The sequence below is a fragment of the Sporosarcina koreensis genome (assembly GCF_000826145.2).
Taxonomy (GTDB): domain Bacteria; phylum Bacillota; class Bacilli; order Bacillales_A; family Planococcaceae; genus Sporosarcina; species Sporosarcina trichiuri.
Genome location: NZ_LN651337.1, coordinates 866,920 through 893,305 on the forward strand (window position 1 = coordinate 866,920; position 26,386 = coordinate 893,305).

27 protein-coding genes are annotated in these 26,386 nt (G+C 53.9%); 5 read left to right on the forward strand and 22 right to left on the reverse strand.

The annotated features are described in order from the left end of the window. Window positions 1-36: 36 nt before the first annotated feature. Entirely contained in the window at window positions 37-1,155 is a 1,119-nt protein-coding gene (locus BN1190_RS10075) for an NAD(P)/FAD-dependent oxidoreductase (RefSeq protein WP_040286778.1), read from the reverse strand. Between the two features lie 188 nt (window positions 1,156-1,343). Here BN1190_RS10075 and BN1190_RS10080 point away from each other — a divergent pair, with 188 nt between their 5' ends. Continuing rightward, on the forward strand, window positions 1,344-2,438 hold the full coding sequence (locus BN1190_RS10080; protein WP_040286779.1) for a branched-chain amino acid aminotransferase: 1,095 nt from the start codon (window positions 1,344-1,346) through the stop codon (window positions 2,436-2,438). Between the two features lie 42 nt (window positions 2,439-2,480). Here BN1190_RS10080 and BN1190_RS10085 read toward each other — a convergent pair whose 3' ends face one another. The 4 genes from BN1190_RS10085 to BN1190_RS10100 are packed head-to-tail and all read right to left on the reverse strand — an operon-like array spanning window position 2,481 to window position 5,730. Continuing rightward, a complete protein-coding gene (locus BN1190_RS10085; protein ID WP_052461788.1) occupies window positions 2,481-3,041 on the reverse strand; it encodes a YhcN/YlaJ family sporulation lipoprotein in 561 nt (186 codons plus the stop codon). Window positions 3,042-3,101: 60 nt separating this feature from the next. After that, window positions 3,102-4,217 carry an o-succinylbenzoate synthase gene (gene menC / locus BN1190_RS10090; protein ID WP_040287270.1) on the reverse strand — a complete coding sequence of 372 codons (1,116 nt, stop codon included), beginning with the start codon at window positions 4,215-4,217 and terminating at the stop codon, window positions 3,102-3,104. 56 nt (window positions 4,218-4,273) lie between these two features. Beyond that, window positions 4,274-4,525, reverse strand: a complete 252-nt coding sequence (locus BN1190_RS10095; RefSeq protein ID WP_040286780.1) for a YqkE family protein — start codon at window positions 4,523-4,525, stop codon at window positions 4,274-4,276. Window positions 4,526-4,539: 14 nt separating this feature from the next. Further along, window positions 4,540-5,730: an acetyl-CoA C-acetyltransferase gene (locus BN1190_RS10100; RefSeq protein WP_040286781.1), complete on the reverse strand. Its 1,191-nt coding sequence runs from the start codon at window positions 5,728-5,730 to the stop codon at window positions 4,540-4,542. Window positions 5,731-5,848: 118 nt separating this feature from the next. Here BN1190_RS10100 and BN1190_RS10105 point away from each other — a divergent pair, with 118 nt between their 5' ends. Both BN1190_RS10105 and BN1190_RS10110 read left to right on the forward strand, forming a co-directional pair. Continuing rightward, the gene (locus BN1190_RS10105) at window positions 5,849-6,751 is read left to right on the forward strand and encodes a hydroxymethylglutaryl-CoA lyase (RefSeq protein ID WP_040286782.1); all 903 of its coding nucleotides are present in this window, start codon (window positions 5,849-5,851) and stop codon (window positions 6,749-6,751) included. 16 nt (window positions 6,752-6,767) lie between these two features. Beyond that, entirely contained in the window at window positions 6,768-7,697 is a 930-nt protein-coding gene (locus BN1190_RS10110; protein WP_040286783.1) for an alpha/beta hydrolase, read from the forward strand. 113 nt (window positions 7,698-7,810) lie between these two features. On the opposite strand, the gene BN1190_RS10115 is transcribed toward BN1190_RS10110, so the two are convergent. The 6 genes from BN1190_RS10115 to BN1190_RS10140 all read right to left on the reverse strand — a co-directional run bounded on the left by BN1190_RS10115 (window position 7,811) and on the right by BN1190_RS10140 (window position 12,213). Next, entirely contained in the window at window positions 7,811-8,047 is a 237-nt protein-coding gene (locus BN1190_RS10115) for a YneF family protein (RefSeq protein WP_040286784.1), read from the reverse strand. Window positions 8,048-8,183: 136 nt separating this feature from the next. Further along, on the reverse strand, window positions 8,184-8,633 hold the full coding sequence (sirA, locus tag BN1190_RS10120; protein ID WP_040286785.1) for a sporulation inhibitor of replication protein SirA: 450 nt from the start codon (window positions 8,631-8,633) through the stop codon (window positions 8,184-8,186). Window positions 8,634-8,824: 191 nt separating this feature from the next. Beyond that, complete coding sequence (gene tkt, locus BN1190_RS10125) at window positions 8,825-10,831, reverse strand: transketolase (protein WP_040286786.1); 2,007 nt, start codon at window positions 10,829-10,831, stop codon at window positions 8,825-8,827. A 106-nt stretch (window positions 10,832-10,937) separates the two neighbouring features. Next, complete coding sequence (locus BN1190_RS10130) at window positions 10,938-11,171, reverse strand: DUF896 domain-containing protein (RefSeq protein ID WP_040286787.1); 234 nt, start codon at window positions 11,169-11,171, stop codon at window positions 10,938-10,940. A 64-nt stretch (window positions 11,172-11,235) separates the two neighbouring features. Next, on the reverse strand, window positions 11,236-11,895 hold the full coding sequence (locus tag BN1190_RS10135) for a YneB family resolvase-like protein (protein WP_040286788.1): 660 nt from the start codon (window positions 11,893-11,895) through the stop codon (window positions 11,236-11,238). 3 nt (window positions 11,896-11,898) lie between these two features. Continuing rightward, complete coding sequence (locus tag BN1190_RS10140) at window positions 11,899-12,213, reverse strand: LysM peptidoglycan-binding domain-containing protein (protein ID WP_040286789.1); 315 nt, start codon at window positions 12,211-12,213, stop codon at window positions 11,899-11,901. 187 nt (window positions 12,214-12,400) lie between these two features. On the opposite strand from BN1190_RS10140, the gene lexA reads away from it, so the two are divergent. After that, window positions 12,401-13,021: a transcriptional repressor LexA gene (gene lexA / locus BN1190_RS10145; RefSeq protein WP_040286790.1), complete on the forward strand. Its 621-nt coding sequence runs from the start codon at window positions 12,401-12,403 to the stop codon at window positions 13,019-13,021. Window positions 13,022-13,541: 520 nt separating this feature from the next. Here lexA and BN1190_RS10150 read toward each other — a convergent pair. Continuing rightward, on the reverse strand, window positions 13,542-14,804 hold the full coding sequence (locus BN1190_RS10150) for an aminotransferase class I/II-fold pyridoxal phosphate-dependent enzyme (RefSeq protein ID WP_040286791.1): 1,263 nt from the start codon (window positions 14,802-14,804) through the stop codon (window positions 13,542-13,544). A gap of 119 nt (window positions 14,805-14,923) precedes the next feature. On the opposite strand from BN1190_RS10150, the gene BN1190_RS10155 reads away from it, so the two are divergent. After that, a complete protein-coding gene (locus BN1190_RS10155; protein WP_040286792.1) occupies window positions 14,924-15,529 on the forward strand; it encodes a trimeric intracellular cation channel family protein in 606 nt (201 codons plus the stop codon). Between the two features lie 23 nt (window positions 15,530-15,552). On the opposite strand, the gene hfq is transcribed toward BN1190_RS10155, so the two are convergent. From hfq to rny, 10 genes are all read right to left on the reverse strand, one after another. Next, window positions 15,553-15,762 (reverse strand): RNA chaperone Hfq, encoded by a 210-nt coding sequence (gene hfq / locus BN1190_RS10160; RefSeq protein WP_040287271.1) that lies wholly within the window; start codon window positions 15,760-15,762, stop codon window positions 15,553-15,555. Window positions 15,763-15,789: 27 nt separating this feature from the next. Then, on the reverse strand, window positions 15,790-16,764 hold the full coding sequence (miaA, locus tag BN1190_RS10165) for a tRNA (adenosine(37)-N6)-dimethylallyltransferase MiaA (RefSeq protein ID WP_098060155.1): 975 nt from the start codon (window positions 16,762-16,764) through the stop codon (window positions 15,790-15,792). Beyond that, a complete protein-coding gene (locus BN1190_RS10170) occupies window positions 16,761-17,675 on the reverse strand; it encodes an alpha/beta fold hydrolase (protein ID WP_052461790.1) in 915 nt (304 codons plus the stop codon). Before BN1190_RS10170 ends, miaA begins: the two co-directional genes overlap by 4 nt. 18 nt (window positions 17,676-17,693) lie before the next feature. Further along, entirely contained in the window at window positions 17,694-19,565 is a 1,872-nt protein-coding gene (gene mutL / locus BN1190_RS10175; RefSeq protein WP_040286793.1) for a DNA mismatch repair endonuclease MutL, read from the reverse strand. Window positions 19,566-19,581: 16 nt separating this feature from the next. Further along, a complete protein-coding gene (mutS, locus tag BN1190_RS10180) occupies window positions 19,582-22,143 on the reverse strand; it encodes a DNA mismatch repair protein MutS (RefSeq protein ID WP_040286794.1) in 2,562 nt (853 codons plus the stop codon). A 117-nt stretch (window positions 22,144-22,260) separates the two neighbouring features. Then, a complete protein-coding gene (gene cotE / locus BN1190_RS10185) occupies window positions 22,261-22,806 on the reverse strand; it encodes an outer spore coat protein CotE (RefSeq protein WP_052461840.1) in 546 nt (181 codons plus the stop codon). Between the two features lie 96 nt (window positions 22,807-22,902). Further along, window positions 22,903-23,337 carry a RicAFT regulatory complex protein RicA family protein gene (locus BN1190_RS10190; protein WP_040286795.1) on the reverse strand — a complete coding sequence of 145 codons (435 nt, stop codon included), beginning with the start codon at window positions 23,335-23,337 and terminating at the stop codon, window positions 22,903-22,905. 194 nt (window positions 23,338-23,531) lie between these two features. After that, on the reverse strand, window positions 23,532-23,810 hold the full coding sequence (locus BN1190_RS10195; RefSeq protein ID WP_040286796.1) for a stage V sporulation protein S: 279 nt from the start codon (window positions 23,808-23,810) through the stop codon (window positions 23,532-23,534). An 89-nt stretch (window positions 23,811-23,899) separates the two neighbouring features. Beyond that, complete coding sequence (locus BN1190_RS10200; RefSeq protein ID WP_040286797.1) at window positions 23,900-24,697, reverse strand: TIGR00282 family metallophosphoesterase; 798 nt, start codon at window positions 24,695-24,697, stop codon at window positions 23,900-23,902. A 56-nt stretch (window positions 24,698-24,753) separates the two neighbouring features. Then, window positions 24,754-26,310 carry a ribonuclease Y gene (gene rny, locus BN1190_RS10205; protein WP_040286798.1) on the reverse strand — a complete coding sequence of 519 codons (1,557 nt, stop codon included), beginning with the start codon at window positions 26,308-26,310 and terminating at the stop codon, window positions 24,754-24,756. Window positions 26,311-26,386: the final 76 nt, after the last annotated feature.

The following is a 26,386-nucleotide window of genomic DNA, read 5'->3' on the forward strand; positions in this document are numbered from 1 at the left end:
GGGTCCGCAAAGATTTAAGAATGTAAACGGTTTCCTCTACAAGGCGCGGATCGCTTGGTCCGGTGAATACACATCCATCTCAAGGTCGGTTTTCTCTCCCGTGCACATTTGAGCGATCAGCTTGCCGATGAATGGCCCCGCAGTCAGGCCGGAAGCGCCGAGTCCGTTGACAACGTAAAGACCCGGATGTGTCGGTATCTCCCCCGCAACCGGCAGAAACCCCGGTGTGAAGGGACGAACACCCGCACGCGCCCCGATCCATTCGGATGCCGCCAATCCCGGCGCGACCCGCAAGGCCTTGTCCAGCACTTCATGCAGACCGCCGGCCGTTGCCGCCGTATTGAACACATCCTCGTCTTCGTGGGTGGCCCCGGCAGCCACCCGTCCGTCATCGAAGGACAGCAGATACTGGTCGCCGGGCGGTATGACGACCGGCCAATCCGATGCCCCGCTGTCATGCGGATCCAGGTGGACAATCTGCGCTTTCTGTCCGCGTATATCGAGCTGGATGCCTGCAGCTTCCAGGGCAGGAGGCCATGCCCCCGTCGCAAAGATCAGCCGGTCGGCAGTAAAGCTCTCTGAACCTGCACGCAATGACAGACAGCCAACAGCATAACTGTCCAGCACAGCATTCCCTGCAATGAACCGCGCTCCGAGCCGTTCTGCCGCACGCTTGAGTGCAAGCCGCAGCTGTCTGCCATCCACCCGGGCAGCCCCCGAAACGTACAGTGCCCTGTACCCTTCAGCAGCAGGCGGGTAAGCGTCTTTCACTTCCGTTTCATCGAGCATATGCACTTCACCGATTTCGGGGGCGTCTTCCCGTCTTGAAAGCGCACGCTCGTATGCTTTTTCCAGCTTCTTCTGGTCAGTGAACAGGCTGAGGGCTCCGACTTGCCGGTAACCTGTTTCTGTCTCGCCGAGCTGCTCCAGCTCGGGAATCAGAACGCGGTAATGCCTCGCCCCCTCCCGCACAAGCCGGTACCAATCCTGGTTGCGCCGCTGCGACAGCCAGGGACAGATGATGCCTGCTGCCGCATCTGTAGCTCTTCCTTTGTCGTCTCTGTCGATCACCGTCACGCGGCATCCCCGTTTGGCCAGTTCATAGGCAGCGGCGCAGCCCGCAATGCCGCCCCCGATGACAATTGTTCGAAGCATAGCATCCCACTCCTTTTCAGTTCCCAAGTGTACATGCTAAACAGATATTCAACAAACGATATTACTGAAAACGATTTCAAAATTGTAATAAAAATAAAATACGGACTATTCTTTCATTTCTTGACAGAAGGCGTATAATGGCTGTATTCGATATATCGATGTAATGAACCGCAAAGGGGATATGCCTGATGACAACATCTAAGATCACTTATAACTTAACCGAATCCCGGAAACCAAAGCCGGATGACAAAACTCTTGTATTCGGCAGAAGCTTCACAGACCATATGTTCATCGCGGATTATGTCAAAGGCTCAGGCTGGCAGAATCACAGAATTGTACCGTATGCACCAATTTCCCTTGACCCGGCTGCCATCGTATTCCATTACGGGCAGACTGTTTTCGAGGGCCTGAAAGCCTACCGGGCCGAAGACGATTCCATCCGGCTGTTCCGTCCCGAGGAAAACTTCAGACGGCTGAATCGTTCACTGGACCGTCTCTGCATGCCGGAAATTGATACAGAAGATGCACTGGCGGGGCTTCTGGAACTGCTGCGTGTCGAAGAGGGATGGGTCCCTCATCTTTTAGGAACGTCTTTGTACATCCGTCCGTTCGTCATTGCGACTGAAGCATTCCTCGGCGTGGCGCCTGCAGCCAGTTATCAATTCTACATCATCCTGTCGCCGGTCGGCTCCTATTACGAAGAGGGGATCCATCCAGTCAAGATATTGGTGGAGAACGAATATGTCCGTGCTGTCAAAGGCGGGACAGGCGGCGCCAAGACTGCAGGAAACTATGCTTCTGCCCTGAAAGCGCAGGAGACCGCCAGCTCGAGAGGGTACTCCCAGGTCATGTGGCTCGATGGTGTCGAGAAAAAGTACGTGGAAGAAGTCGGCAGCATGAATATCTTCTTCAAGATTGACGGAGAGATCATCACACCTGCCATCAATGGAAGCATCCTGGAAGGGATCACACGCAAATCGATCATCGAATTGCTAGCCCACTGGGGAACTCCGGTGACTGAAAGGAAAATTTCAATCGATGAAGTCGCAGATGCCCATGCCGCCGGTAAACTCGAGGAAGTGTTCGGTACCGGTACTGCCGCGGTCATCTCCCCGGTCGGTGAACTGAATTGGAATGATACGGTCATGGTAGTGAACGAAGGTGAAACCGGACCCGTCTCCAAAAAACTTTACGAAACGCTCACTCAAATCCAGACGGGCGAGGAAAGCGATCCTCTCGGCTGGGTCACGGAAGTTCCTTCTTCCCTGGAGAAAATCAGCTGACAAAAACCCGGCTCCCCCATTTGGGAAGCCGGGTTTTTTGAGTCAGTGTGCATCGGGGAACATTCGGGACATGGCATCGCCGATTTCTTCGAACAATCCTTGGACCGGTTCCCCGTTCCGGATCTTGTCACTATACTCGTCGATTTCTTTCGCAAAATCAGGATTCGTGGACACATACACTTTGTCGGCATCATCGGAGTCTTCTCTCGCTTTGTCTGCAATCTGACCATCGAGTTCCGTTGTGGAATTAGTTCCTTCTTTCAGTGTTGCACCTACATAGAGGGTATCATTCATCTTCAGGACATTGGCATGGTCGACGCCGTCGATCGATTTAACCGCTTCTGCAATGTCATCACTCGTCTCCACATTGTTCTGATCATCCGCTGCGCTGTCACCGTTCTCAGTATCCATATCTGCATCCGTGTCTGTACCTGCAGTTGTATCATCATCGGCCATGTCATCCGTTTCGTCCGTTTTGTCCATCTGCCCGGTGGTATCCGTATTGTTGTCTGCAGTCCCATTATTGGCATTGTCTTTCTTTCCGCAGGCAGCAAGCGAAGCCATCAGCAGGCAGGCAGCAAGAAGCATCATCAGTTTCTTCATAATCATTTCTCCTCCATCCTGTTTACTGACAGTATGGACGAAGAGAAAGAAACTATGTATTCATCGGAGCAAATCGAATGTCAGCCGATTGACTGTGTGTTGCTCAAGCTCTTCCCAGTCGATATCGAATCCGATCCCCGGTCCTTCAGGTACGGGGATGTGTCCGTCTTCCGCCTGTATTTCAGGCATCACGATGTCACGTTCCCAATAATTCGAGGAGCCTGCCGTATCGCCTGGCAGACTGAATCCAGGCAGCGACGTCAACGCTATGTTATGGGCACGGCCAATGCCGGCTTCAAGCATTCCTCCGCACCAGACCGGAACACCTGCTGCCTGACAGATGTCATGGATTTTTTTTGCTTCCGTCAGTCCCCCGACACGGCCAATCTTTATATTAATGATTCTGCAGCTCCCGAGCTGGAGCGCTTTACGGGCGTCTTCCGCCGACAGGATGCTTTCGTCCAGGCAGACCGGCGTCCGCAATTCCTTCTGCAGGGCTGCATGATCCACGATGTCATCTTCCGCAAGCGGCTGCTCGATCATCATGAGATCGAACCGGTCGAGCTTTTTCAGCAGGCTGATATCCGCGAGGGAGTAAGCGGAATTGGCGTCAGCCATGAGCGGGATATCGGGAAACACCTCCCGTATGCCTGCGAGCAACTCGAGATCATTGCCGGGTTTAATTTTCACTTTGATCCGTTTGTATCCCGCTGACAGACTCTGCCGAATGCGGTCCTGCAGAGCAGCAGGTGACGGCTGGAGGCCAATGCTGATCCCTGTTTCGATGAGGGATTTCGTTCCGCCGAGTGCAGCGGACAAAGAAACTCCAATGCGTTTTGCCCAGCAATCCCAGACAGCGCATTCGATTGCCGCCTTCGCCATATTATTTTTGCGGATCGGCCGGAAGATCACTGATACATCGTCCGGGTGTTCGATTGTTTTCCCTGCAAGGAGGGGAATGAGGAAGTCCTGCATCATATGGAGAGCCGTCCCGGCTGTTTCTTCCGTATAGGATGGTTCGGTGAATGCGACTCCTTCCCCGAACCCGCAGTTTCCGAGTTCGTCCTGCACTTCGACGACAGAGAACCGCCGTTTCTGCATCGTGCCGAAACTTGTCGTGAACGGATTCTTCATCATCATTTCCAGTTCTCTAATAATGATCCTCTCGATTTTCATCCAGCCTGCCAGCTCCTTCAAAAGAAGACCGCACAAAATACTGTGCGGTCCCCTGTTCAATCTTTGCGTGCCGGTCCATCGTATTCGTCCAGCAGCTCAGCAAACGACTTGTTCGCTTCCCGTTCCTGCCGTTCGCGGATTGCACGCTGTTTCTTTTCTTCCTCTTCTTGTGCGGCTTTCTGGGACAGCTCTGTTTTCGCTTGTTTCAGCTTGGATAGTACGCTGTCTCCGAGGGCGTCCGCAAGTGTCAGATTCCCGTCATCTTGTTTACCAGCGGGCTTTTGGCTGCTTGTCCGTTTCTTACTCATTCCATCGTCTCCTTTTACACATCAGTGCGTTCGACAACAGCAGCGACACCCTGGCCGCCGCCGACACAAAGAGCTGCCAGACCGCGCTTCGCATCCCTGCGCTTCATCTCATGCAGCAGGGTGACGAGGATCCTGGCACCGCTTGCGCCGATCGGATGACCGAGTGCGATTGCCCCGCCGTTGACGTTCAGCTTAGCGTTATCGAATTTCAATTCACGGCCGACTGCAAGCGACTGGGCGGCAAACGCTTCGTTCGCCTCGATCAGGTCGATGTCGTCAAGCGTCAGGTCAGCACGTTTCAGCACATTCGCAACCGCCTGGACAGGTCCGATTCCCATGACAGCGGGATCGACGCCTGCGGTGGCATTCGCCCGGATCACCGCGAGCGGTTCGACGCCAAGCGCATCCGCTTTCGTCTTCGACATGATGACCAGTGCTGCAGCACCGTCATTCAAGCCGGATGCGTTCCCTGCCGTCACACTGCCTTCCTTCTTGAAGGCCGGACGCAGTTTCCCCAGTTTTTCCGCTGTTGTGCCTTCTTTGATATATTCGTCTTCTGAAAACAGGACGGGGTCCCCTTTGCGGACCGGGATCTCCACCGGGACAATCTCTTCTTTGAACCTGCCGGCAGCACGCGCAGCCGCCGCTTTCTTCTGAGAATCTGCAGCGAACTCATCCTGCTCTTCGCGGGTCAGCTCATAACGGTCACACAGATTTTCTGCGGTGATACCCATATGGTAATCGTTGAATGCACACCAGAGCCCATCGGAAATCATCGTGTCGACGAGCTGCTGGTCCCCCATCTTGAACCCTTCGCGTGCATTTTTCAGCACATAAGGCGCCTGGCTCATGCTCTCCATTCCGCCTGCAACAATTACGTCAGCATCCCCTGCGAGGATCGCCTGCCTGGCCAGCTGGACTGCTTTGAGACCGGACCCGCAGACTTTGTTGATAGTTGTTGCAGGCACCTGTTCGGACAAACCGGCTTTAATGGAGGCCTGCCGTGCAGGATTCTGTCCTGAGCCCGCCTGAAGCACATTCCCCATGATGACTTCATCGATTTCTTCCGGCACGATGCCGGCACGCTGCACCGCTTCCTTGATGGCGATTGCGCCAAGCTCCGCCGCGCTGACTGTTTTCAGGGCGCCCAGGAACGAACCGATAGGCGTACGTACAGCACTTGCAATAATGATCTCTTCTGTCATGAACAATTCCCCCCTTATGTAATGGAACATGCCCTCCCGTCCGGTTCTCTGAACATTCCCACATATGGATTGCCTGCATCTGCAAGTGTCCGGTAGAATAGACTGCAGGAGGGATACTATGTTCAGTTTACCAAATCGTGCAACAATAATCGAGGTGGGACCGCGTGACGGACTCCAGAATGAGAAGAACCAGGTGCCGACAGACGCCAAACTCGAATTCATCCGCCTTCTGAAAACCTCGGGCGTCCGGGAGATCGAGCTGACATCATTCGTATCGCCCAAATGGGTTCCGCAGATGAAGGATGCCGGGGATATTGCCAGGAATGCCGTACCGTTCGAGCGCGCCATCGTTCTGACACCGAATTCAAAAGGAGTCAGTCTCGCCCGGGACGCAGGGGCAGAAGCCGTTGCCGTCTTTGTCGGAGTAAGTGATACATTCAATCAAAAGAATATCAACCGGTCGACTGATGAAAGTGTGGAGGCGCTGACACCGGTCATCGAACAATTGAAAGAGGATGGAATCTTTGTCCGCGCATGCATCTCCACTGCATTCTATTGTCCATATGAAGGCAAGACGGATATCGAGGACGTCATCGAACTATGCCGGCGGTTCGTCGCTCTCGGAGTCGACGAACTGAGTGTCGCCGATACGATCGGTATGGCGAACCCTGCAGAGAGCTTCGAACTGTTCTCCCGTCTCCGCCAGGCGTTCCCGTCAGTCCTGCTGACTGCTCATTTCCACGACACCCGTAAAATGGCATTGGCGAACATTTTAGCTGCACTCCAGGCGGGTGTGGATCGGTTCGATACGTCGGCAGGCGGACTTGGCGGCTGTCCGTTTGCAGAAGGGGCGACCGGTAATGTGGCGACGGAAGACGTTGTCAATATGTTCGATTCCCTTGGAATCGAAACGGGAATCGACGTTGGGAAGATGTGCGAAGCGATATCCGCTATCGCCCCTTACGTCTCCCGGCCAATCGACACCGGAATGTACCGTCTTTTCGAAAAAGGAACATGCTGAGAGGGGCTGGAGGGATGTGAAGAAACGATTTCTTGCGATCACGGGCGGACTGACAGCACTGGCAGCGGGTACCGTGACGGCGTTCGGCATAATTGCGACGAACCGGCTCATGTTCTTGAAAGTCAAGGATGCCGAGCTGGTGCTGAAACGCGAGACGATCGCGAGACGGTTCGATGGCCATTGGTATGAAACGGTTCCGAAGGCTGTCATGAAGATCCAGTCGCCGAACGGCTATCTGCTGCATGCTGTCTATTTGAAACCGCTCGATACGACAAGGACGGTCATCATCACGCATGGTGTCACCGAGAATAAGATCAACTCCATGAAATTCGCCCGTATGTTCGAGCGTCTCGGTTTCAATTCGGTGGTGTATGACCACCGGCGACACGGAGAGTCCGGAGGGAAGACGACGAGTTTCGGGTTTTACGAAAAAATGGATCTGCATGCGATCATCGGTGCTGTGCGCAGCCGGATCGGCAAGCGTGCACTGCTCGGGATCCACGGAGAGTCGATGGGCGCCGCCACGATGATCCTGACGGCCGGAACGTACGAGGAGGAGGCGGACTTCTATGTGGCGGACTGCCCGTTCTCCGATTTCACGGAGCAGGTGTTCCACATACTAAGGACGACGACGCCTCTCAGAAGTCCGAAAGTGATACGGATTGCCAATCTTTTCTTGAAGATCCGGGATGGCTACACAACAACGCTCGTTTCACCGAAAGAGGCCGTCGATCAAGTCAAAAAACCGATGCTGTTCATCCACAGCCTCGAAGATGATTTCATACTCCCCGCGATGACGGAAGATCTGTATGAACGGAAACAAGGACCGAAAGCCATCAAACTGTTTCCGAAAGGGGCGCATGCACGCTCCTTCAATGAGAACCCGGAAGAATATGAAATGACCGTCCGGCGCTTCCTGAGGAAATACGGGCTGCTGAACTCATGAATGGTTCTAAATTGGCAAAGGGCGCTTGCGGAAGATCACGTTATGATCTTCCGCAAGCGCCCTATTCCAGCAAGTGATCACCTATGTACAGGAACACTTCGTATATCAATGAATTACTTCTTCTTTTTCGCTTCTTTGTCAGACATCTTATTCATTTGAGCCATCATTTGATTGATTTTCTTTTGAGAAGGTTTTTGCCCCATCTGCATCATCATCATGCGGAGCATATCTTCATTAATCGGCGGGTTTTCTTTCAGATATTTCATCATGTATTGACGGGCCAAGAAGAAGCCAAGAGCCACCCCGGCTGCAAGTGCAACAATGATTCCAACAATCCACCAAACAGTCATACGTACTACCTCCCCTGCTGCAATAGTCCAAGTGTTTCCACCAAGTAGGATTATACAGCATCGCAGTCCATCTTCGCAACGTCTCAATCACGACTTTCAGGAATTACGGCATTCACTCGAACGCGCTGCAGCGATTTCACTGGGCCAGAAGGCATCCTGCGGACAGGACGTGATCAGATGTGCGAATCGGTTTCAGCCAGCCCCACTCGCTCGATTCATCCATCACTGCGAAATATCGGTCTTCCGCACTGGAGAGGGCAACGAACAAGTCCAGGTCGAGCATACGGGATCCGTGGCAGGTCGCATGAAGGGCATGGCTCGAGAAGCCGACGTCAATCGTTCCTTTCAGCGGATGGGTCAGTGTATACTTCATATCGCCTCTGTCGATTGTATGAAAGTTCTTGCCAAGCTGTTTCATGATCGCATTTTCAATCGCGCCGATTTCCAGACGATCGCACAAGTATCTTACTTCATTCAGATGGGTGTCGCTTCCGTCCGCACTAAGTAAATCATACAGCAGCCGTTCTCTGCCAAGTACGAAGTCCTGATAAGTTTCTTTGATTTTATAGATGCCATAAGTTCGCATGGATGACCACTCCTTTCCTACATCGTATAACAACGATTTCAAAAAGACTGTCAATTCACGGAACGGAAGTCGACTAGTTCTGTCGAATCACATCGTCGGCGCTGTCAAAAAAAAAACACTGCCTGCAGGCGCCATCCGGAGATGGCTCTGCAGGCAGTGTATAAGAGGGATGGAAACCGCCGGACAGGCAATTACTTGCCGAGCAGTCCGGTCACTTTCTCCATGACGTTCCCTGTATGGAAGCCGTATTCTTTCATGACGATATCTCCAGGTGCGCTGGCGCCGAATGTATCAATCGCCAGTACGTCCCCCTCAGTGCCGACGTACTTGTGCCAGCCGAGGGAAGATCCCATTTCAAGGGAGAGACGCGCGGTGACAGCTTTCGGCAGTACTTGTTCCTTGTAGCCGGCGTCCTGTTCCTCGAAACGATCCCAGGAAGGCATGGAGACAACGGAAACGTCGATCCCTTTGCTGCGGAGCTCTTTCTGTGCGTCCACAGCGAGACTGACTTCGGAGCCGGTGGCAATCAGGATGGCTTCCGGCTGGTCCGCTTCGCTCGGCGAAACGATGTACGCCCCTTTCCGGACACCTTCGTCTGCCAATTCCTTCGATTTTTCAAGGACTGGCAGGTTCTGGCGGGACAGCACAAGCACGGTCGGTTTGTCCGCCGACGTGACAGCAAGCTTCCAAGCCGCCGATGTCTCGTTGGCATCCGCAGGACGGATTACGGACAACCCGGGCATTGCACGAAGGGATGCCAGGTGTTCGATCGGCTCGTGAGTCGGACCGTCTTCCCCTACTGCGATGCTGTCGTGGGTGAATACGTATGTGACAGGAAGTCCCATAAGCGCCGAGAGACGGACTGCAGGACGCACATAGTCGCTGAAGACAAAGAACGTCCCGCCGAAGACATTCAATCCCCCGTGGAGCGCCATTCCATTCAATGCAGTGCCCATTGCGAATTCACGAACACCGAACCAGATATTGCGTCCTTCCATAGTGCCCGGCAGGAAGTCCCCTGCCCCTTTGATTGCCGTTTTGTTGGAACCTGCGAGGTCCGCACTTCCGCCGAAGAACGAAGGGAGTGCTTTTGCAATCGCATTGATGGCATCGCCGGAAGCTGAGCGGGTCGCAATCGACTTGCCTGTTTCATATACAGGCAGCGCAGCGCCGACCGACTCGGTGTCAATACCGTCGATTGCAGCCTTCAGCTGTTTTGCAAGTCCGGCATGTTCAGCTTCATAGGCGCCGAACAATTTGTTCCATTCGGATTCACTGTCCATGCCGTTTTCCTGGATGGACGTCTTGAACGTTTCATAGACTTCCTCAGGTACATGGAAATCCTGATCGAACGTCCATTTATAGTATTCTTTCGTCAATTTCATTTCATCTTCACCAAGCGGCGCGCCGTGGACATCCGATTTACCGGATTTGTTCGGAGAGCCGTAGCCGATGATCGTCTTCACTTCGATGAGCGTCGGGCCGCCGGTGTTCTGTTTTGCCTGTCCGATCGCGTCAGAGAGTCTGTCCGTATCATTGCCGTCTTCCACGCGGATATAATTCCAGCCGTAAGACTCGAAACGCTTCTGGATCTTTTCAGTGAAGGACATGTCCAGTTCTCCGTCGAGTGAAATATCATTGCTGTCATACAGGACGATCAGCTTATCAAGCTCAAGATGGCCGGCAAGGGAGATCGCTTCCCCGGCAACACCTTCCATCAGGTCGCCGTCACCGCAAAGTGCGTATGTGTAGTGATCGACAATGTCGTATCCCGGTTTGTTATAAGTGGCAGCCAAGTGCTTTTCTGCCATCGCCATGCCGACCGCCATGCCGATTCCCTGCCCAAGAGGACCTGTCGTCGCTTCCACACCGGCTGTGTGGCCATATTCAGGATGCCCGGGTGTCTTGGAGCCCCATTGGCGGAAATTCTTCAGCTCATCGAGTGGAAGATCGTACCCGCTCAGATGGAGCATGCTGTACAGCAGCGCAGACCCGTGTCCGGCTGACAGGACGAAACGGTCACGGTTGAACCAGGAAGGATTCGATGGATTGTGATGCATATGCTGTGTCCACAGTACATACGCCATAGGTGCAGCTCCCATAGGAAGGCCCGGATGGCCGGAGTTTGCTTTTTCGATTGCATCGATCGACAATGTGCGGATCGTATTGATCGCCAATTGATCAACAGGTTTGGTCATCGATTAGAACACCCTTTCAAGTTATCTTCATGAAACTAGTTTCCTCTTTCATTGTAATGAAAAAACCGCAGGAATACAAACTGCGGTGGTCATGAGCATTTCCGGCTCAATTCAGGAATTTCCTGTTTTTTGCGTCTTTCACCTTGTCAGGCGTGACATCGTTCCCATCGGGGTCGATCACCTTCACATTTTCGATCGTATCCCTCATCGTCGAGCGGAATGTCTTCAGATATTCACTCCGCAGCTGTGACTGCTCCTTCGCCTCTTCGACCGATAATCCGGTCGTTTTCGCTTTTTTTGCAAGTTCGTTGATCCGCTTGATTTTCTTGTCTTCCAGCAATTGAATCCCTCCTGTTCGTTTCCGTCATTTTAACGTATACAATTACAGGCGGAAGTGCAACCAATCAGTCTCCATGCTCAGATGTATATTCCTGGTAACGGCGATGCACAGTGGCCTTGCTGACCTGGTGGCCGAGCCCCTTCAGGACAGACGTGATCTCTTCGAACGTCAGTCCCTTTTCCCGCAGTGAGACGATCTCCTGCACAGGCGTATCGATCCGTTCCCTGCCTTCCGCGTTCCCCTGGTTCCTCAAGTTGCGTTCAGGGCGGTATCCCGCTTCCACAGCCCGTCTCATCCCTCTTCTGATCTTTGCATTATGTAATTTGCGCTGGTACTCTTCCACGATCGCCAATATTTCGAGCAGCATCGTGTCCATCTCATTCAGTTCCAGCGGTCCGCTGTCATGATTCGTAAATACCGAAGTACCTGTCTTGGCCAGCAGATGAAGGACTGCGACACGGGCATTCCCTCTCCCGAGCCTCGTCTCATCCTGCACCAGGACGGCTCCGATACAATCGTCACGTATGAAATCGAGCAGATCGAGCAGACCTTCACGATCGAGTTCATAGCCGCTGTGCCTGTCGACGAAACTAGCCGCAGTGGTGAAGCCAAGCTCGTCCGCCAGCTTTTCAAGCTCTTCCTGCTGCCGGGAGAGCGACATTTCCTGAGTATCCTTATCTGTGCTTACACGGCAATAGATGACGCAGCGCCCTGCCTTGCCCATAGTTCACTCCTCCTCTGCGAAGACAAGCCGAACATCATCGGCCCCCTGATACGATTGTAAAGGAAGCTTGAGATCTTCTCCTGCCATGATCGCCGTTCCGTCCAGATCATTCAATGCTGCAACTTCCCTGATCCACCGGTCTGCGGGCATCTCTCCCGAGTACCGTTCTGCAAGCGCTGATAATGTATCCCCCTGGATGACCGTCACCTCGATGAATTCATTGGGAACTGAGAATTTCAGTATAAGGACGAATGTTAGGACTGTCAAAACCGCAAAAGCCCCGATGATATTTTTATTCCTATTCAAGATGGCAGCCATGAAAAAAACCCCTTTCAGAATGTACGTTCGCTTCGTTGTTTTTATTATATGCGAACAGAGGTTTGGAAGTCAACCTTGAAATTAGAACCTGTGTTTGCTATATGTACGAACACCTGTTATACTATTTTTATAGAAACAGGCCGCAGCGCTGCCAATGACTGCGAAATCAGCGAAGAGGTGAACACGTTTGAAGAAGATCTCAAAAAGGCAGGAAGACATCCTGTCATTCATTAAAGACGAAGTCCAGAAGAAGGGCTATCCGCCTTCCGTCCGTGAAATCGGTGAAGCGGTCGGTCTGGCCTCGAGTTCGACCGTCCACGGCCATCTTGCCCGGCTGGAGAGCAAGGGTCTTATCCGACGGGATCCTACAAAGCCCCGTGCGATCGAAGTTCTCGGCCAGGAAGATGCCGACGAACTCAAGACAGGTGTCGTACATGTCCCTCTTGTGGGAAAGGTCACGGCAGGACTGCCGATCACCGCAATCGAGAACATTGAAGAATATTTCCCGATTCCCGACTCGTTCGGTACTTCAGAGGACAACCTTTTCATGCTGGAGATCATGGGGGAGAGTATGATTGAAGCAGGAATCCTGAACGGCGACCGTGTCGTCGTGAAGCAGCAGCACACTGCGAGCAACGGTGAAATCGTCGTCGCGATGACTGAAGAGGATGAAGCGACAGTGAAACGTTTCTTCAAAGAGAAAGATTATTTCCGGCTGCAGCCGGAGAACTCATCGATGGATCCGATCATTGTCGAAAATGTATCGATTCTCGGCAAGGTCGTCGGCGTGTATCGTACCATCCATTGAATTAGCAAAAAACAGCACGGACGTCACGTTTTCATGGCGTCCGTGCTGTTTTTTGAGGTTTCCCCCGGCAGGCGGCAGCTTGCGCAGGCCGGCTGGCATTCCGGGAAGTTTATGAGTGCGTATCGTGATTTATGATCACTTTGCTTAGTTTATGATCCCTTATCTTCCAGTGAACCTCTCTGCTCCGCTCCCGCTCCGAATACGCGGAGCGAAGCGCAGCCGGCAAATCTGATCCTTGGCTTGCTCCTTTTCTGCGCGGCCGTGTCTGCTGCAGGAACGGGGTACGGGCCGCGTACCGGCGGGTGCCGGTATGTGAAGTTATGAGCGCTTTTCGGATTTTATGATCACTCCCACGTGTTTATGAGCGGAAATCCGGATTTATGATCACTTTCCTGTTTTTATGGTCACTATTGCGGATTTATGATCACTTTTACAAATTTATGATCATTATCCCTGTTTCATGATCGTGTTCAAGATGTCGTTAGCGACCAGGACAAGTTCCGACAGTCGCCCGGGCCTGTCACTTGATAAGACCCAGTTCCTCCAGTCGGCCGACCGCACTCAGGATGGCCGCCTTGACGTGCTCGTAGGTGAGGCCGCCCTGGACGTACGCCGTGTATGGCGGCCGGATCGGACCGTCCGCTGTCAGTTCGATGCTGGAGCCCTGGATGAACGTACCGGCCGCCATGATGACATCATCGGCATATCCCGGCATGTACGACGGCACCGGGCTGACATGGGCGTCGATCGGCGAGTTTTCCTGGATGGTCTGGCAGAATGCGATCATCTGCTCAGCGCTGGCAAATGAGACGGATTGGATCAGGTCAGTCCGCTTGGCGGAGAAATGCGGCGCTGTCTCCAGTCCATAGGAGGCGAGCATGCCCGCGGTGAACTGTGCCCCTTTGACCGCCTGGCTGACGACGTGCGGTGCCAGGAAGAAACCTTGATACATTTCACGAAGCGTGTCGAGACTCGCGCCGGCTTCCGCGCCGAGTCCCGGGGAAGTCATCCGGTAGCTGCATTTCTCGATCAGATCCGCGCGCCCGGCAATATAGCCGCCTGTACGCGCAAGACCGCCTCCCGGGTTTTTGATGAGGGACCCGGCCATGATATCGATGCCGACCTCGGTCGGTTCCAGTTCTTCTGTGAATTCACCGTAGCAGTTGTCGGTGAATAGGATGAGGCCGGGGTGCTTCGATTTGATGCGCTCCGCCATCTTCTGGATTTTGCTGATTGTGAACGACGGACGGTCTGCGTACCCGCGGGAGCGCTGGATGGCGATCATCTTTGTTTCAGGGCGGATCTGCCGCTCGACTTCGTCGAAATCGACACTGCCGTCATCCAGAAGATCGACGTGACGGTAGCTTATATTCAGATCCTTCAGCGAGCCGGTATCCTTGTCCCCTCCGGATACGATGGATTCCAGCGTGTCGTATGGTTTCCCGGTAATATAAAGAAGCTCATCACCCGGCCGCAGAATGCCGAAAAGCGTGATGGCGATGGCGTGTGTGCCTGAGATGATCTGACCGCGGACAAGACAATCCTCCGCACCGAACGTATCCGCATACACCCGTTCGAGGACTTCACGGCCTGAGTCGTCATAGCCGTATCCGGTCGAGCCATTCAGATGGAAGTCGCTGACGCGGTTGTTACGGAATGCGGCAAGCACTTTCTGCTGGTTGAACAGGGCGATCCGCTCCGTCTCCTGCGAATATGGCCGTATTTCCGTCTCTATCTTTTCTGCGCGCGCAAGGATTTCGTTGTTCAATTGCTGTATACTCATTCAGGATGCTCCATTCTTGTCCATAGATATACAATCCATTTTAGCAGTTCAGACGCCGCCGGTAAATGAATGAAGCCGGCTGGCGCAGCTGCACATTATAAGAACGGAGGCACGATTCGGTGACTTGGGACATTTTCAGTCTGATTGGGACTGCTGCTTTTGCCATCTCCGGCGCAATTGTTGCAATGGAGGAGGACTTTGATATGTTCGGGGTGTACATCCTCGGGATGGTGACCGCTTTCGGCGGAGGGGCTGTGCGTAATCTGGTGATCGGCATCCCTGTTTCCGTCCTGTGGGAACAAGGTCTGTTTTTCACTGTCGCTTCTGTGCTGATCGCTGTGATCTTCTTCTTTTCCGGATACTTGCTGAAGACCTGGAACAGATGGGGAGCGTATTTCGATGCGATCGGACTCGCGGCTTTTGCGATCCAGGGCGCCCTGATGGCTGTCCGGATGGATATGCCGCTGTTTGCGGTCGTGGCAGCCGCCGTATTGACCGGAGCAGGCGGGGGTGTGATCCGTGATCTGCTTGCCGGCCGCCAGCCGCTCATCTTCAAGAGCGATATTTATGCGGTATGGGCAGCACTCGCGGGGCTCATCGTCGGGTTCGATAACTATGTGCATGATGCTGCTCTTTATGTACTGCTGGCTGCCACTGCCGCCCTGCGCATGCTGTCGATCAAATATCACTGGCAGCTGCCCCAGCGGTCTCTGCTGCCAAAATAAAAAAAGGCCCGCACAGGCCTTTTTTATTGTTCATCTTTCAGGACGACCGGTTTCGCCGGCACATAGGTCGAAATCGCATGTTTGTAGATGAGCTGCTGTTTCGAGTCGGATTCAAGCAGGACCGTGTAATTGTCATAGGATTTGATGATCCCTTTCAGCTGAAACCCGTTTGTCAGGAATATCGTGACGAATGTATTGTTCTTGCGGAGCGAATTCAAAAACACGTCCTGCATATTTGCATTTGCCAATGAGGAGTCCCCCTACCGTTGTTTTTCTTCAAAGCTTCCTTCTCTATTCGCCATCGATTCACTGCATTCCTTCACCTTGCTGCAAATAATCCTGACGAGCTCATCTCTTCCCGCCTGCGCGTCCAGCCAGCAGACCGGGAGCTTGTTGCGAAAGTACGTCATCTGGCGCTTTGCATACCGGCGGGTGTTCCTTTTGACCAGATCGACGGCTTCATCCAGCGGCTGTCCGCAGTCCAATGCTTCATACAATTCCTTATAGCCGATCGCCTGGACGGATTGGACGTCACGGATCCCCTGTCTCCGCAGTTCCCCGACTTCCTCCAGCAGTCCGGCGTCCATCATCCGCTCCACCCGCCGGTCTATGCGCTCATACAGGATCTCCCTCGGCATGTCCAGCCCGGCGATCAAGGCATTCATGACCGGGACGGCACCCACATCCGATTCTTGTTCGGCTTTTGTATTGCCGCTCACTTCAAGGATTTCAAGCGCACGGATCAGCCGGCGGTGGTTGTTCGGATGGATTTTCCGGGCACTTTCAGGGTCCAGCTCTGTGAGCCGTCTGTACAGCGGCTCCTGCCCTGTATCCGCCAGTTCCTCTTCAAGACGGGCCCGTACACGTTCATCACCCGCTGCCTCCGTGAAACGGTAGTCATACAGGACCGACTGGATGTACAAACCGGTCCCGCCGACGACAATCGGCATCTTACCGCGCTGCTTGATTTCCGTGATCTTTTCCCTGACAATCTGCTGATACTCCGCGGCAGAGAACGGCTCTTCCGGCGCCTTGATGTCGAACAGATGGTGGGGGATCCCTTCCATTTCATCTGCTGTGATCTTTGCTGTGCCGATATCCAGCCCCCGGTATACCTGCATGGCGTCGCCGTTCACGATTTCCCCAGCCAGGCAGTGAGCTAGACCGACAGCGGTGTCCGTCTTCCCAGAAGCGGTCGGTCCGACAATGACGATAACATCCAGCTGGTTCTTCACGATTTCACCAGCCATTCAAGCATGACGGCAAGTGTACGCGCCTGAGCCGCCCCTTGCAGTATTTCGTGCCGCTCCCCTTCACGGAAACTGACGGTAACACTCCGGACACCGGCATTCCGATAAAGGGCTGCTGCCTCGAAAACCCCTGCTCCCATATCGCCGACAGGGTCATCACTCCCGGAAATCAACAGCACCGGCAGGCTTTTCGGGACTGATCGGTAGGCATCTGCGGTGCTGATCACTTTCAGACCCTCAAACAATACACGGAAAAACTTATTCGTCGATACGGCTCCGGACAGCGGGTCGGCGATGTATTCACGGACTGCTCTCCGGTCTGTTGACAGCCAGTCGAATTTCGTTTCCGGATGATCGACGGATCTGTTATACCCGCCGAACCCAAGCTTATCCAGCAGATAACTCGGGGCATGGCTGCCGTCTTTCACAGACAGCATGGAGGCCAATATTGTTCCGCCGATGCCGACGATGCCCGGTCCGCCTGCCGTCCCCGACAAAATGAGGGCATCCAGTTCACGGCCGTGTTTCTGGCTGTAACGCCGGACGACGAACGAGCCCATGCTGTGACCGAACAGTATACATGGCACCCTTCCGAACCGTTTTTTGTAATGGGCCAGCACTTCCCGGACATCCTCTGCAAGACGGTCGAATGTGACGTTGTCTCCAAAATCACCGAGACGGCCGGCCTCTTCTGCAAGCGGCCCATGTCCCCGCTGGTTCTGTCCGCTGACCGCATACCCTTGTGCTGCAAGTTCTTCCATCACACCGGAATACCTGCCGATATGTTCCGCCATGCCATGCACGAGGTGAATATGGCCACGTGGGGTGCTGCCGGGCCCGAGCGACACGGCTTCCACCATGCATCCGTCGGACATGATCAGAGTTTCTCTTTCCACTGCTTTCCCTCCTATTCGCTACATGACCCGTTTAAACATCTTTTCCAGTTCATAGGTCGTGAAATGGATGAGCACCGGCCTGCCATGAGGACATGTGTAAGGGTTCTCGGCTGCTCCCAGATCTTTCAGGAGGCGCTGCATATCGGACGGTGTCAAATGATGATTCGCCTTGATGGAACGTTTGCAGCTCATCATGATGGCTGTATCTTCGCGGAGCTTCGCAATGTCGACTTTCCTCGTGTGGAGTACTTGTTCGATCATCTCCTCGATGATCGAGGACGCCTCTTCCGGCGGGAACCAGGATGGATACTCTTTCACGGTATAGGATGACGGCCCGAACTGTTCGAGGAATACACCGACTTCTTCCAATGCACCGAGCCGTTCCTCGATCTTCAGCTGCTCATCGGCCGAGTAATGGAAGATGAGGGGCATGAGGAGCATCTGCCGCTCCGCATGATCCACTTGCGCGATCTTTTTCCGGAAGTATTCGTACTTGATCCGTTCCTGCGCCGCGTGCTGATCGATCAGGTAGAAACCGTCTTCGTTCTGCGCGACGATATAGGTGCCATGCACCTGACCGACAGGCAGAAGGACAGGAAATGATGCAGCAGGCACTGGCATGGGTGTTTCCGCCTTGGTTGGTATTTCAGCTGACTCCGGAGACGTCGGCATCCTTTCCGTGAGATCCGGTGTCCAGGCTGCCGACTGTACCGTGCTGAATTCCTGCCGGGTTTCAGCCGTCTGCTCTGCTGCCGGGCTCTCGGTCTGTTCAAAACCGCTGACCGATGGAGCAGGCTGTTCTGCAGGCACCGGATCTTTCCGGAAACCTGCAGTCTTCCAGAATGATTCCTGGACACTGTCCGCCTGCTTCGGTTTCTTCTCCTTTGGTACCGCATCCGGGATGATCAATGCGCGTTTCACCGCCGTGCGGATCCCCTCCCGGACAGCCGACAGCAGTTCGGATTCCTTGCTCACCTTTATGAACTGTTTCGAAGGATGCACATTGACGTCTGTCAGGTACGGATCCGCCTCCGCTTCAATCACCGCGATCGGGAAACGTCCGATTGGCAAATACGTATGGAGTGCGTCGAGCACCGCATTGTTGACCGCATAGCTCTTGACCCATCTGCCGTTGATGAGGACAGTCATATAGTTCTTCGAAGCCCGTGTCATCTCCGGAAGTGTCACATACCCTCTTACGCTGTAATCGGCATTCCCGCCTGCGAAAGGAATCATCTTCTTTGCGACTGCGATGCCGTATACATCGGAGAGCACCCGCTGCAGGTCCCCTGACCCCGAGGTTTTCAGCAAGACCTGCTGTCCGTGCGATAGACGGAAGGCGATGCGCGGATGGCTGATCGCCAGACGGTTGACGAGATCGATCGTATGGCCGAGTTCCGTCTGGATGGTCTTCATATATTTCAGCCGCGCCGGTGTATTGAAGAATACTTGGGAGATTGTGATATCCGTCCCTTTCCGCAGGGCGGCCGCCTGGTGACCGAGAATCCGGCCGCCTTCCAGCTGCACCTTGGTGCCTACCTCGCCATCCGACGTCCACAGATCGATTTTCGAAACGGCGGCGATACTTGCCAGGGCCTCCCCCCGGAAACCGAGTGTCCGGATCCGGAACAGATCATGCTCATTCTCCAGCTTGCTCGTTGCATGCCGTTCGAATGCCCGGATGGCGTCCGCGAAACTCATCCCTTTTCCATTGTCCGTCACCCGGATGCTCGTCAGGCCGGCCTCTTCCAGGCTGATTTCAATCGATGTGCTGCCGGCATCTATCGAGTTCTCCGCCAGTTCCTTCACGATGGAAGCCGGGCGCTCCACCACTTCCCCGGCTGCTATTTTGTTGGCGAGCGGAGCATCCATCACTTTTATGATGTCCATTCTGCCACTTCCTTTCTCACTTCAGCTTCGCTTTCAAATCGAACAGGATCTGCAGTCCCTGGAGAGGTGTCGTATTGGCAGGATCCAATTCCGCGATCATCTCCAGGACTTCCTTATGTTCGGCCGGCATCGTTTCAGGCTCTTCCTGGGCAAAATCGAAGAAGCTGATCTGCTCCCCGGCCGGTTTTTGCGGCTGTTCATCCGCATGCTGGTTCTCGAAACCTTCCAGCAGGACGCGGGCACGGTCGAGAAGTGCTTCAGGCAGTCCTGCGAGCTCCGCCACATGGATGCCGTAGCTCTTATCGGCCGGCCCTCCCATCACCTTGTGGAGGAAGACGACCTTCCCTTCCTGCTCCATCGCAGCAACGTGCACGTTCACCAGGCGCTGCAGCTGTCCATCCAATGCCGTCAGCTCGTGGTAATGCGTGGAGAACAGGGTGTTGGCACCGATTTTGTCGTGGATATACTCCATCATCGCCTGCGCGAGCGCCATGCCGTCATACGTGGAGGTTCCCCGTCCGATTTCATCGAACAGGAGGAGACTGCGGTCTGTCGCATGTGCGATCGCCTGCTGGGATTCCATCATCTCCATCATGAATGTACTCTGTCCCGAAGCCAGGTCATCCGCCGCCCCGATCCTCGTGAAAATCTGATCGGTGACCGGCAGCACGGCCGACTCGCAAGGGACATAACAGCCGATCTGCGCCATGACGACCGTAAGTGCCACCTGCCGCATGTATGTGCTTTTCCCGGACATGTTCGGCCCGGTGATGAGCAGCATATTGGATTCCTTCGTCAGCTTGCAGCTGTTCGGCACATACAGGGAGTGATCCATCATCTTTTCCACGACAGGATGGCGTCCGTCCCTGATCTCGAGTGTCCGGGCATCCGTGAAACTCGGTTTCGTATATTGCTGTGTTTCGGATACTTCTGCGAACGCAGCGAGTACATCCAGTTCACTGATGACCGAGGCGAGCTGCTGTATTTCTTCGATGCCAGCCTTCATCCGCTCCCTCACTTCGGTGAACAGGGTGTATTCAAGTTCCAGGCTCTGCGCTTCCGCATTCAGGATCAATTCCTCTTTCTCCTTCAGTTCAGCGGTGATATAGCGTTCCGCGTTCGCGAGTGTCTGTTTCCTCTCGTATCGGGTGAGATCCGCGAGATGCAGGTTGGACCTGGTGATTTCGATGAAGTAACCGAAAATCCGGTTATAGCCGATTTTCAATCCTTTAATGCCGGTCAGTTCCCGTTCTTTCTGTTCGAGTTCGGCCAGCCATTGCTTGCCGTTCTGTGCAGCATCCCGGTATGTATCCAGCTGACCGTGGTAGCCGTCCCTGATGACACCGCCATCTTTTGCGGACAGCGGAGGTGTTTCCGCAATCGCTTCCACGAGCAGCCGGCAGTGATTCTCGCACGGTCGGATCCGATCGGCGAACTCCCGGAGCCGCGGCATGTTTGACTCCGCAAGCAGTCTTTTCAGTGCCGGGATGGTCTGCAGGGAGTTGCGCAGCTGCGCCAGATCCCTTGCATTGGCACTGCCCATCGAAATCCGTCCGGCCAGCCGTTCCAGATCGTATACGTCCCGGAGGGCGGCTTTCAGGTCATCTCGCAGGAAGAACGCGGCAATCAGTTCCTCCACGATGGCGAGTCTCTGTTCAATCTCCTTCTGGTCTGCAAGCGGCTGGCGGATCCACGTTTTCAGTTTCCGTGCTCCCATGGCGGTGTTCGTTTCATCGAGCAGCCAAAACAGCGTCCCTTCTTTGCCGCCCGAACGGATCGACTCGACAAGTTCCAGGTTTCTCATCGAGTTGGCATCAATGGACAGCTTGGCTTCCCTTGCCAGGAACCGGAAAGGCTGCAGGTGATCAAGGCTCGATTTCTGGGTCTGCTGCAAATATCCGACCAGGCGTCTGCACGCCGGGACAGCAGGGGCAGGCAGTCCATTGAACAATTCACGGCCGTGCGGTTCATAACTATCCGTATCACAGGAAGACAGGACGATCCCTTTGGTCCCTGCCGATTCGGCGAGCGCAATCTGCAGCTGCTCATCCACGACGGCTTCTCTCATGCCGAGAGAGTCGATCGCCTGTACAATCGACGTTTCATCCCCATAAATGTACTCGGCAGTACCTTCGCCCGTTGCCAGGTCGATGTAGGAGATGGCACATGCGGCTTCTCCGACGCGGTCCAATGATCCGATGTAGTGGTTGGTACGGGCATCGATAGCCTTTCCTTCAGTAATCGTACCTGGCGTGACGACACGGACGACCTCCCGCTTGACCAGTCCTTTCACCTGCTTCGGATCCTCGGTCTGTTCACAGATCGCCACCTTGTACCCTTTGCCGACCAGCGTCTCGATATAGCCATCGGCAGAATGGTACGGCACGCCGCACATCGGTATCCTGCCTGACTCTCCGCCATCCCGGCTCGTCAGCGTGATTTCCAGGAGATGGGAAGCTTCTGTTGCATCCGAAAAGAACATTTCATAAAAATCACCCAATCTGAAAAACAAGAACGCATCTTCATACTGGGATTTCACTTGCAGGTATTGTTGCATCATTGGTGTATAAGTTGTCATTCCATTTCCCTCACAGCTTAATAGTATTCCTTTAGTATACCAGAAGGGGGGCCGTCCCGTTCAACCACACGGCTGCCTATTTTGGGCAAAAAGAAAAAGCCGAAGACTGCTTCGGCTTTAAAATGATGAATGGTCGTTCCCCTGGCGGCCGGGTCCGTTGCCTGCATGCTGTTCGTTGGAAGATTCGTCATCAAATGACCACTCTTCCTCCAGCTCATTCGAGTGGACCGTAATCAGCACTTTCGTTTCACCGATCACTTCCGCCAGAAGTTCCCGTTCTACTTTAATCTGGAACTTTTCCTGGCATTCCGAGATGATGGCTTCTGTGCAATTCGGCTGCTGAAGCACCTCTACGCGGATTTCCTCTTTGGATGAAGACGGCTCATCCCGGTACCGCAGTTTGATCGTATCCTTGTACGGTACCGTTTCGGTGAATACCGAAGTTTTTGAATGGTCATGATGAGAATACCAGACGTTCACATCGAATTTCCCTGTCACTTCGATGGTGGAACCGACTTTTTTGGCGCTATGCGAGTGGTTGATGACCCAGCAGCCGAGTATGCTGGACGGACGGTTCGGCGGAGTCAGAGAAACTTCCTTCTCCGTCCGCTTCTTGCCCTTTGCGATAATTGCTTTCGTAACGACCTGCCGTAAGTTTTTCAAATTCTTTCCCCCTTCGTAGACTTCCATACATCCTATGCAGCAGAAGCCCAGAAAGTGAAAAAAATCGGAAGAGAATGATTCTCTCCCGATTTTCCTTTAGGATAACGGTTTATGCTTGGTGTTCTCGATGTACGATCCTGTCTGTCCTTTCAGCACATCCCCGCCCGTCGACTCGATGATCTCGTCTGTCACCCGGTTGGAGATTGTGTTGGAAACGAGCTGCAGCAGGTCATTGACATCATTCTGGGATTGCTTGAATTCCTGAACGAGCGGAATTTCATCGATCTCATTTTCGATCTCTTCAATCTTCTTTTCGATGATGCCGAGCGCCCGTTCTTTGTCGTATTCCTGGAAATTGACCGCCTGTTTCTGCAGTGATTTCAGGCTCGCGATTTTTTCACGCACCTTTTTGTTTTCGTTGATGTGCGCTTCGGTCTGCTTGAACAGTTCGACCTGTTCTGTATTCGCGATCATATGGGCGATTTCCCTCGCCTTGTCGATGATCTGTTCTTTCGTGTATTGTTCCGCCATTATGCCGCCACCTTTTCTTCTTCGTTCGTGGATACAGACCTTTTCCTGGTTTGCCGGCTCTTCGTCAAACCAAGCATCAGGTACACCTAGTATACTGAAGGGATTTCCATATGTACAGGAGCTTACCGGATTGTCCCTCCTTTGTCACAGAAAAAGCACTGCGAAAAGAATTCGCTCTTTTCGCAGTGCTCGGTTTATAAAGCTTGCTGGCGGGTCCTTTTTTCCACAAACAGTTTCAGTGCCGTGCGTCCCTCGCCGTTGATTTCGATATCCGCAAAAGCAGGGGCGCAGATGAGATCGCTCCCGCTCGGTGCGACAAAGCCGCGTGCAATCGCAACCGCTTTGATGGCCTGGTTGAGGGCACCGGCACCGACTGCCTGCATTTCAGCATAACCTTGGTCTCTGATGACTGCAACGAGTGCTCCTGCTACTGAATTCGGATTCGATCGGGAAGATACTTTCAATGGGTTCAACGTGTTTCCTCCTTGTGGACAGTAGTGTATGGAATGCAGTTCTCCATGCACCATCCTATGAAAGGAGACGGAGTTTTAGACGCTGAGCCTCATGGCTGGAACGGCTGGTCATCATTGATCATGATCCGTTCGATGGATGACGCCCGCCCGGTTGCATCATCGATGTCCGCGATGATACCGTTCAGCTGGGTGCGTCCCTGCTTCGGCACCTGGAACCGGACCGGCAGATTCGTCTGGAACCGATAGATGACGTCTTCTTTCTTCATGCCGAGGATGGCATCGTAGGGACCTGTCATCCCGACATCGGTTATATAGGCCGTGCCTTCCGGAAGAACCCGGCTGTCCGCTGTCTGGACATGCGTATGCGTGCCGACAACAACCGATGCGCGGCCATCCAGGTGGAAGCCCATCGCGATTTTTTCACTGGTCGCTTCCGCATGGAAATCGACGAAGACGAGCGGCGTGCGTTCTTTCGCTTCCCTGATCAGCTCATCGGCTTTCTTGAACGGATCGTCATGCGGCGGCAGGAATGTCCGCCCGTGAAGGTTCAGGACAGCCAGCAGTACGCCTCCGCGTTCGATATACGTCATCCCCTGCCCGGGGGCTTCGTCCGAGAAGTTCGCCGGCCGGATGAGAAACTCCGTATCATCGATGAAATCATAGATTTCCTTATGGTCCCACGTATGGTTGCCCATCGTCACGACATCCACTCCTGCACGCAGGAGGTCGTCGAAAATATCTTTCGTGATGCCTCTTCCGGCAGCTGCATTCTCCCCATTGACAATGACGGCATCCGGCTTGTATTTCTTCCGTAAGCGCGGCAGATAGTCGAACACCATGTCTCTGCCGGGCGACCCGACAATGTCTCCGATAAATAAGATTTTCATAGCCATTCCCTCTCCAAAAGAAAGAGGCTCCTGCCTGAAGCAGGAAGCCCCTCTTATTATTTAGCGTACTCCACAGCACGGGTTTCCCGAAGCACTGTGATCTTGATATGACCCGGATAGTCAAGCTCCTCTTCGATCCGTTTCCGGATATCCCGGGCAAGCCGGTGTGCCGTGATGTCATCGATGACATCCGGCCGTACGATGATGCGTACTTCCCGTCCCGCCTGGATGGCGAATGACTTCTCCACACCTTCATAGGACTCTGAAATCTCTTCGAGTTTCTTAAGACGGCGGATGTAGTTTTCAAGAGTTTCACTGCGCGCTCCCGGACGTGCTGCCGACAGGGCATCCGCCGCTGCAACGAGCACTGCGATCACGGACGTCGCTTCTTCGTCTCCGTGGTGTGACGCAATGCTGTTGATGACGACCGGGTGCTCTTTGTACTTGATGGCAAGCTCTTTACCGATCTGTACGTGGCTTCCCTCGACTTCATGGTCGATCGCCTTGCCGATATCATGCAGCAGTCCTGCACGTCTTGCCAATGTGACATCCTCCCCGAGTTCCGCTGCAAGCAGACCGGCGAGATACGCCACTTCCGTCGAATGTTTCAGGACGTTCTGACCGTAGCTCGTCCGGAATTTCAGCCGGCCGAGAATCTTGATAAGGTCCGGGTGGAGGTTATGGACGCCGATATCGAAGGTCGTCTGCTCACCGGTTTCCCGGATCAGTTCATCGACTTCGCGTCTCGACTTATCCACCATCTCCTCGATCCGCGCAGGGTGGATCCGTCCGTCCGCCACCAATTTCTCCAATGCCAGCCGTGCAATTTCACGGCGCACCGGATCGAATCCGGACAAGATGACCGCTTCAGGGGTATCGTCGATAATGAGATCGATTCCTGTAAGCGTTTCAAGCGTACGGATATTCCGGCCTTCCCGACCGATGATCCGCCCTTTCATTTCATCATTCGGCAGATTGACGACAGATACTGTCGTTTCTGCCACATGATCAGCTGCAAACCGCTGAACGGCAAGAGACAGAATTTCGCGTGAGCGTTTTTCGGACTCTTCCTTGGCACGCTGTTCGGACTCCTTCGTCATCACGGCGATATCCGTGGACAATTCACGTTCCACGTCATCCAGGATGAGATGCTTCGCCTCGTCGCGTGTCAGCGCTGAAATCTTCTCCAGTTCCGTCTGCTGTTCAGCCACCAGGTTTTCCGCCTTGCGTTCCATCTCTTCAATATGCTGTTGTCTTCCGGACAGCGCATCGTCTTTGCGCTCCAGACTCGCTTCGCGTTTGTTGAGGGAGTCATCTTTACGGTCCAGGTTCTCCTCCCGCTGCAGCAGGCGGTTCTCCTGCTTCTGCAGCTCGGAGCGCCGTTCCCGTATTTCCGTCTCAGCCTCCACACGCAATTTGTGATTTTCATCTTTCGCTTCAAGCAGTGCTTCCTTTTTCAATGCCTCCGCTTCGCGCTTCGCCTCTTCCACGATAGTTTCAGCGGAGTGCTTGGCACCTGTCACTTTCGACTCGTTCACGTTTTTGTTGTACACAAACATAACAACTGCACCGACGATGAGACCGAGCAAAGCGGAGATGATGATTGTACCCATTCAGGTCACCTCCTCTTGCTTATTTTTCATGTGTAGTCGGCTTGTACATCAGCTTTCAATATACCGCCATGAATCA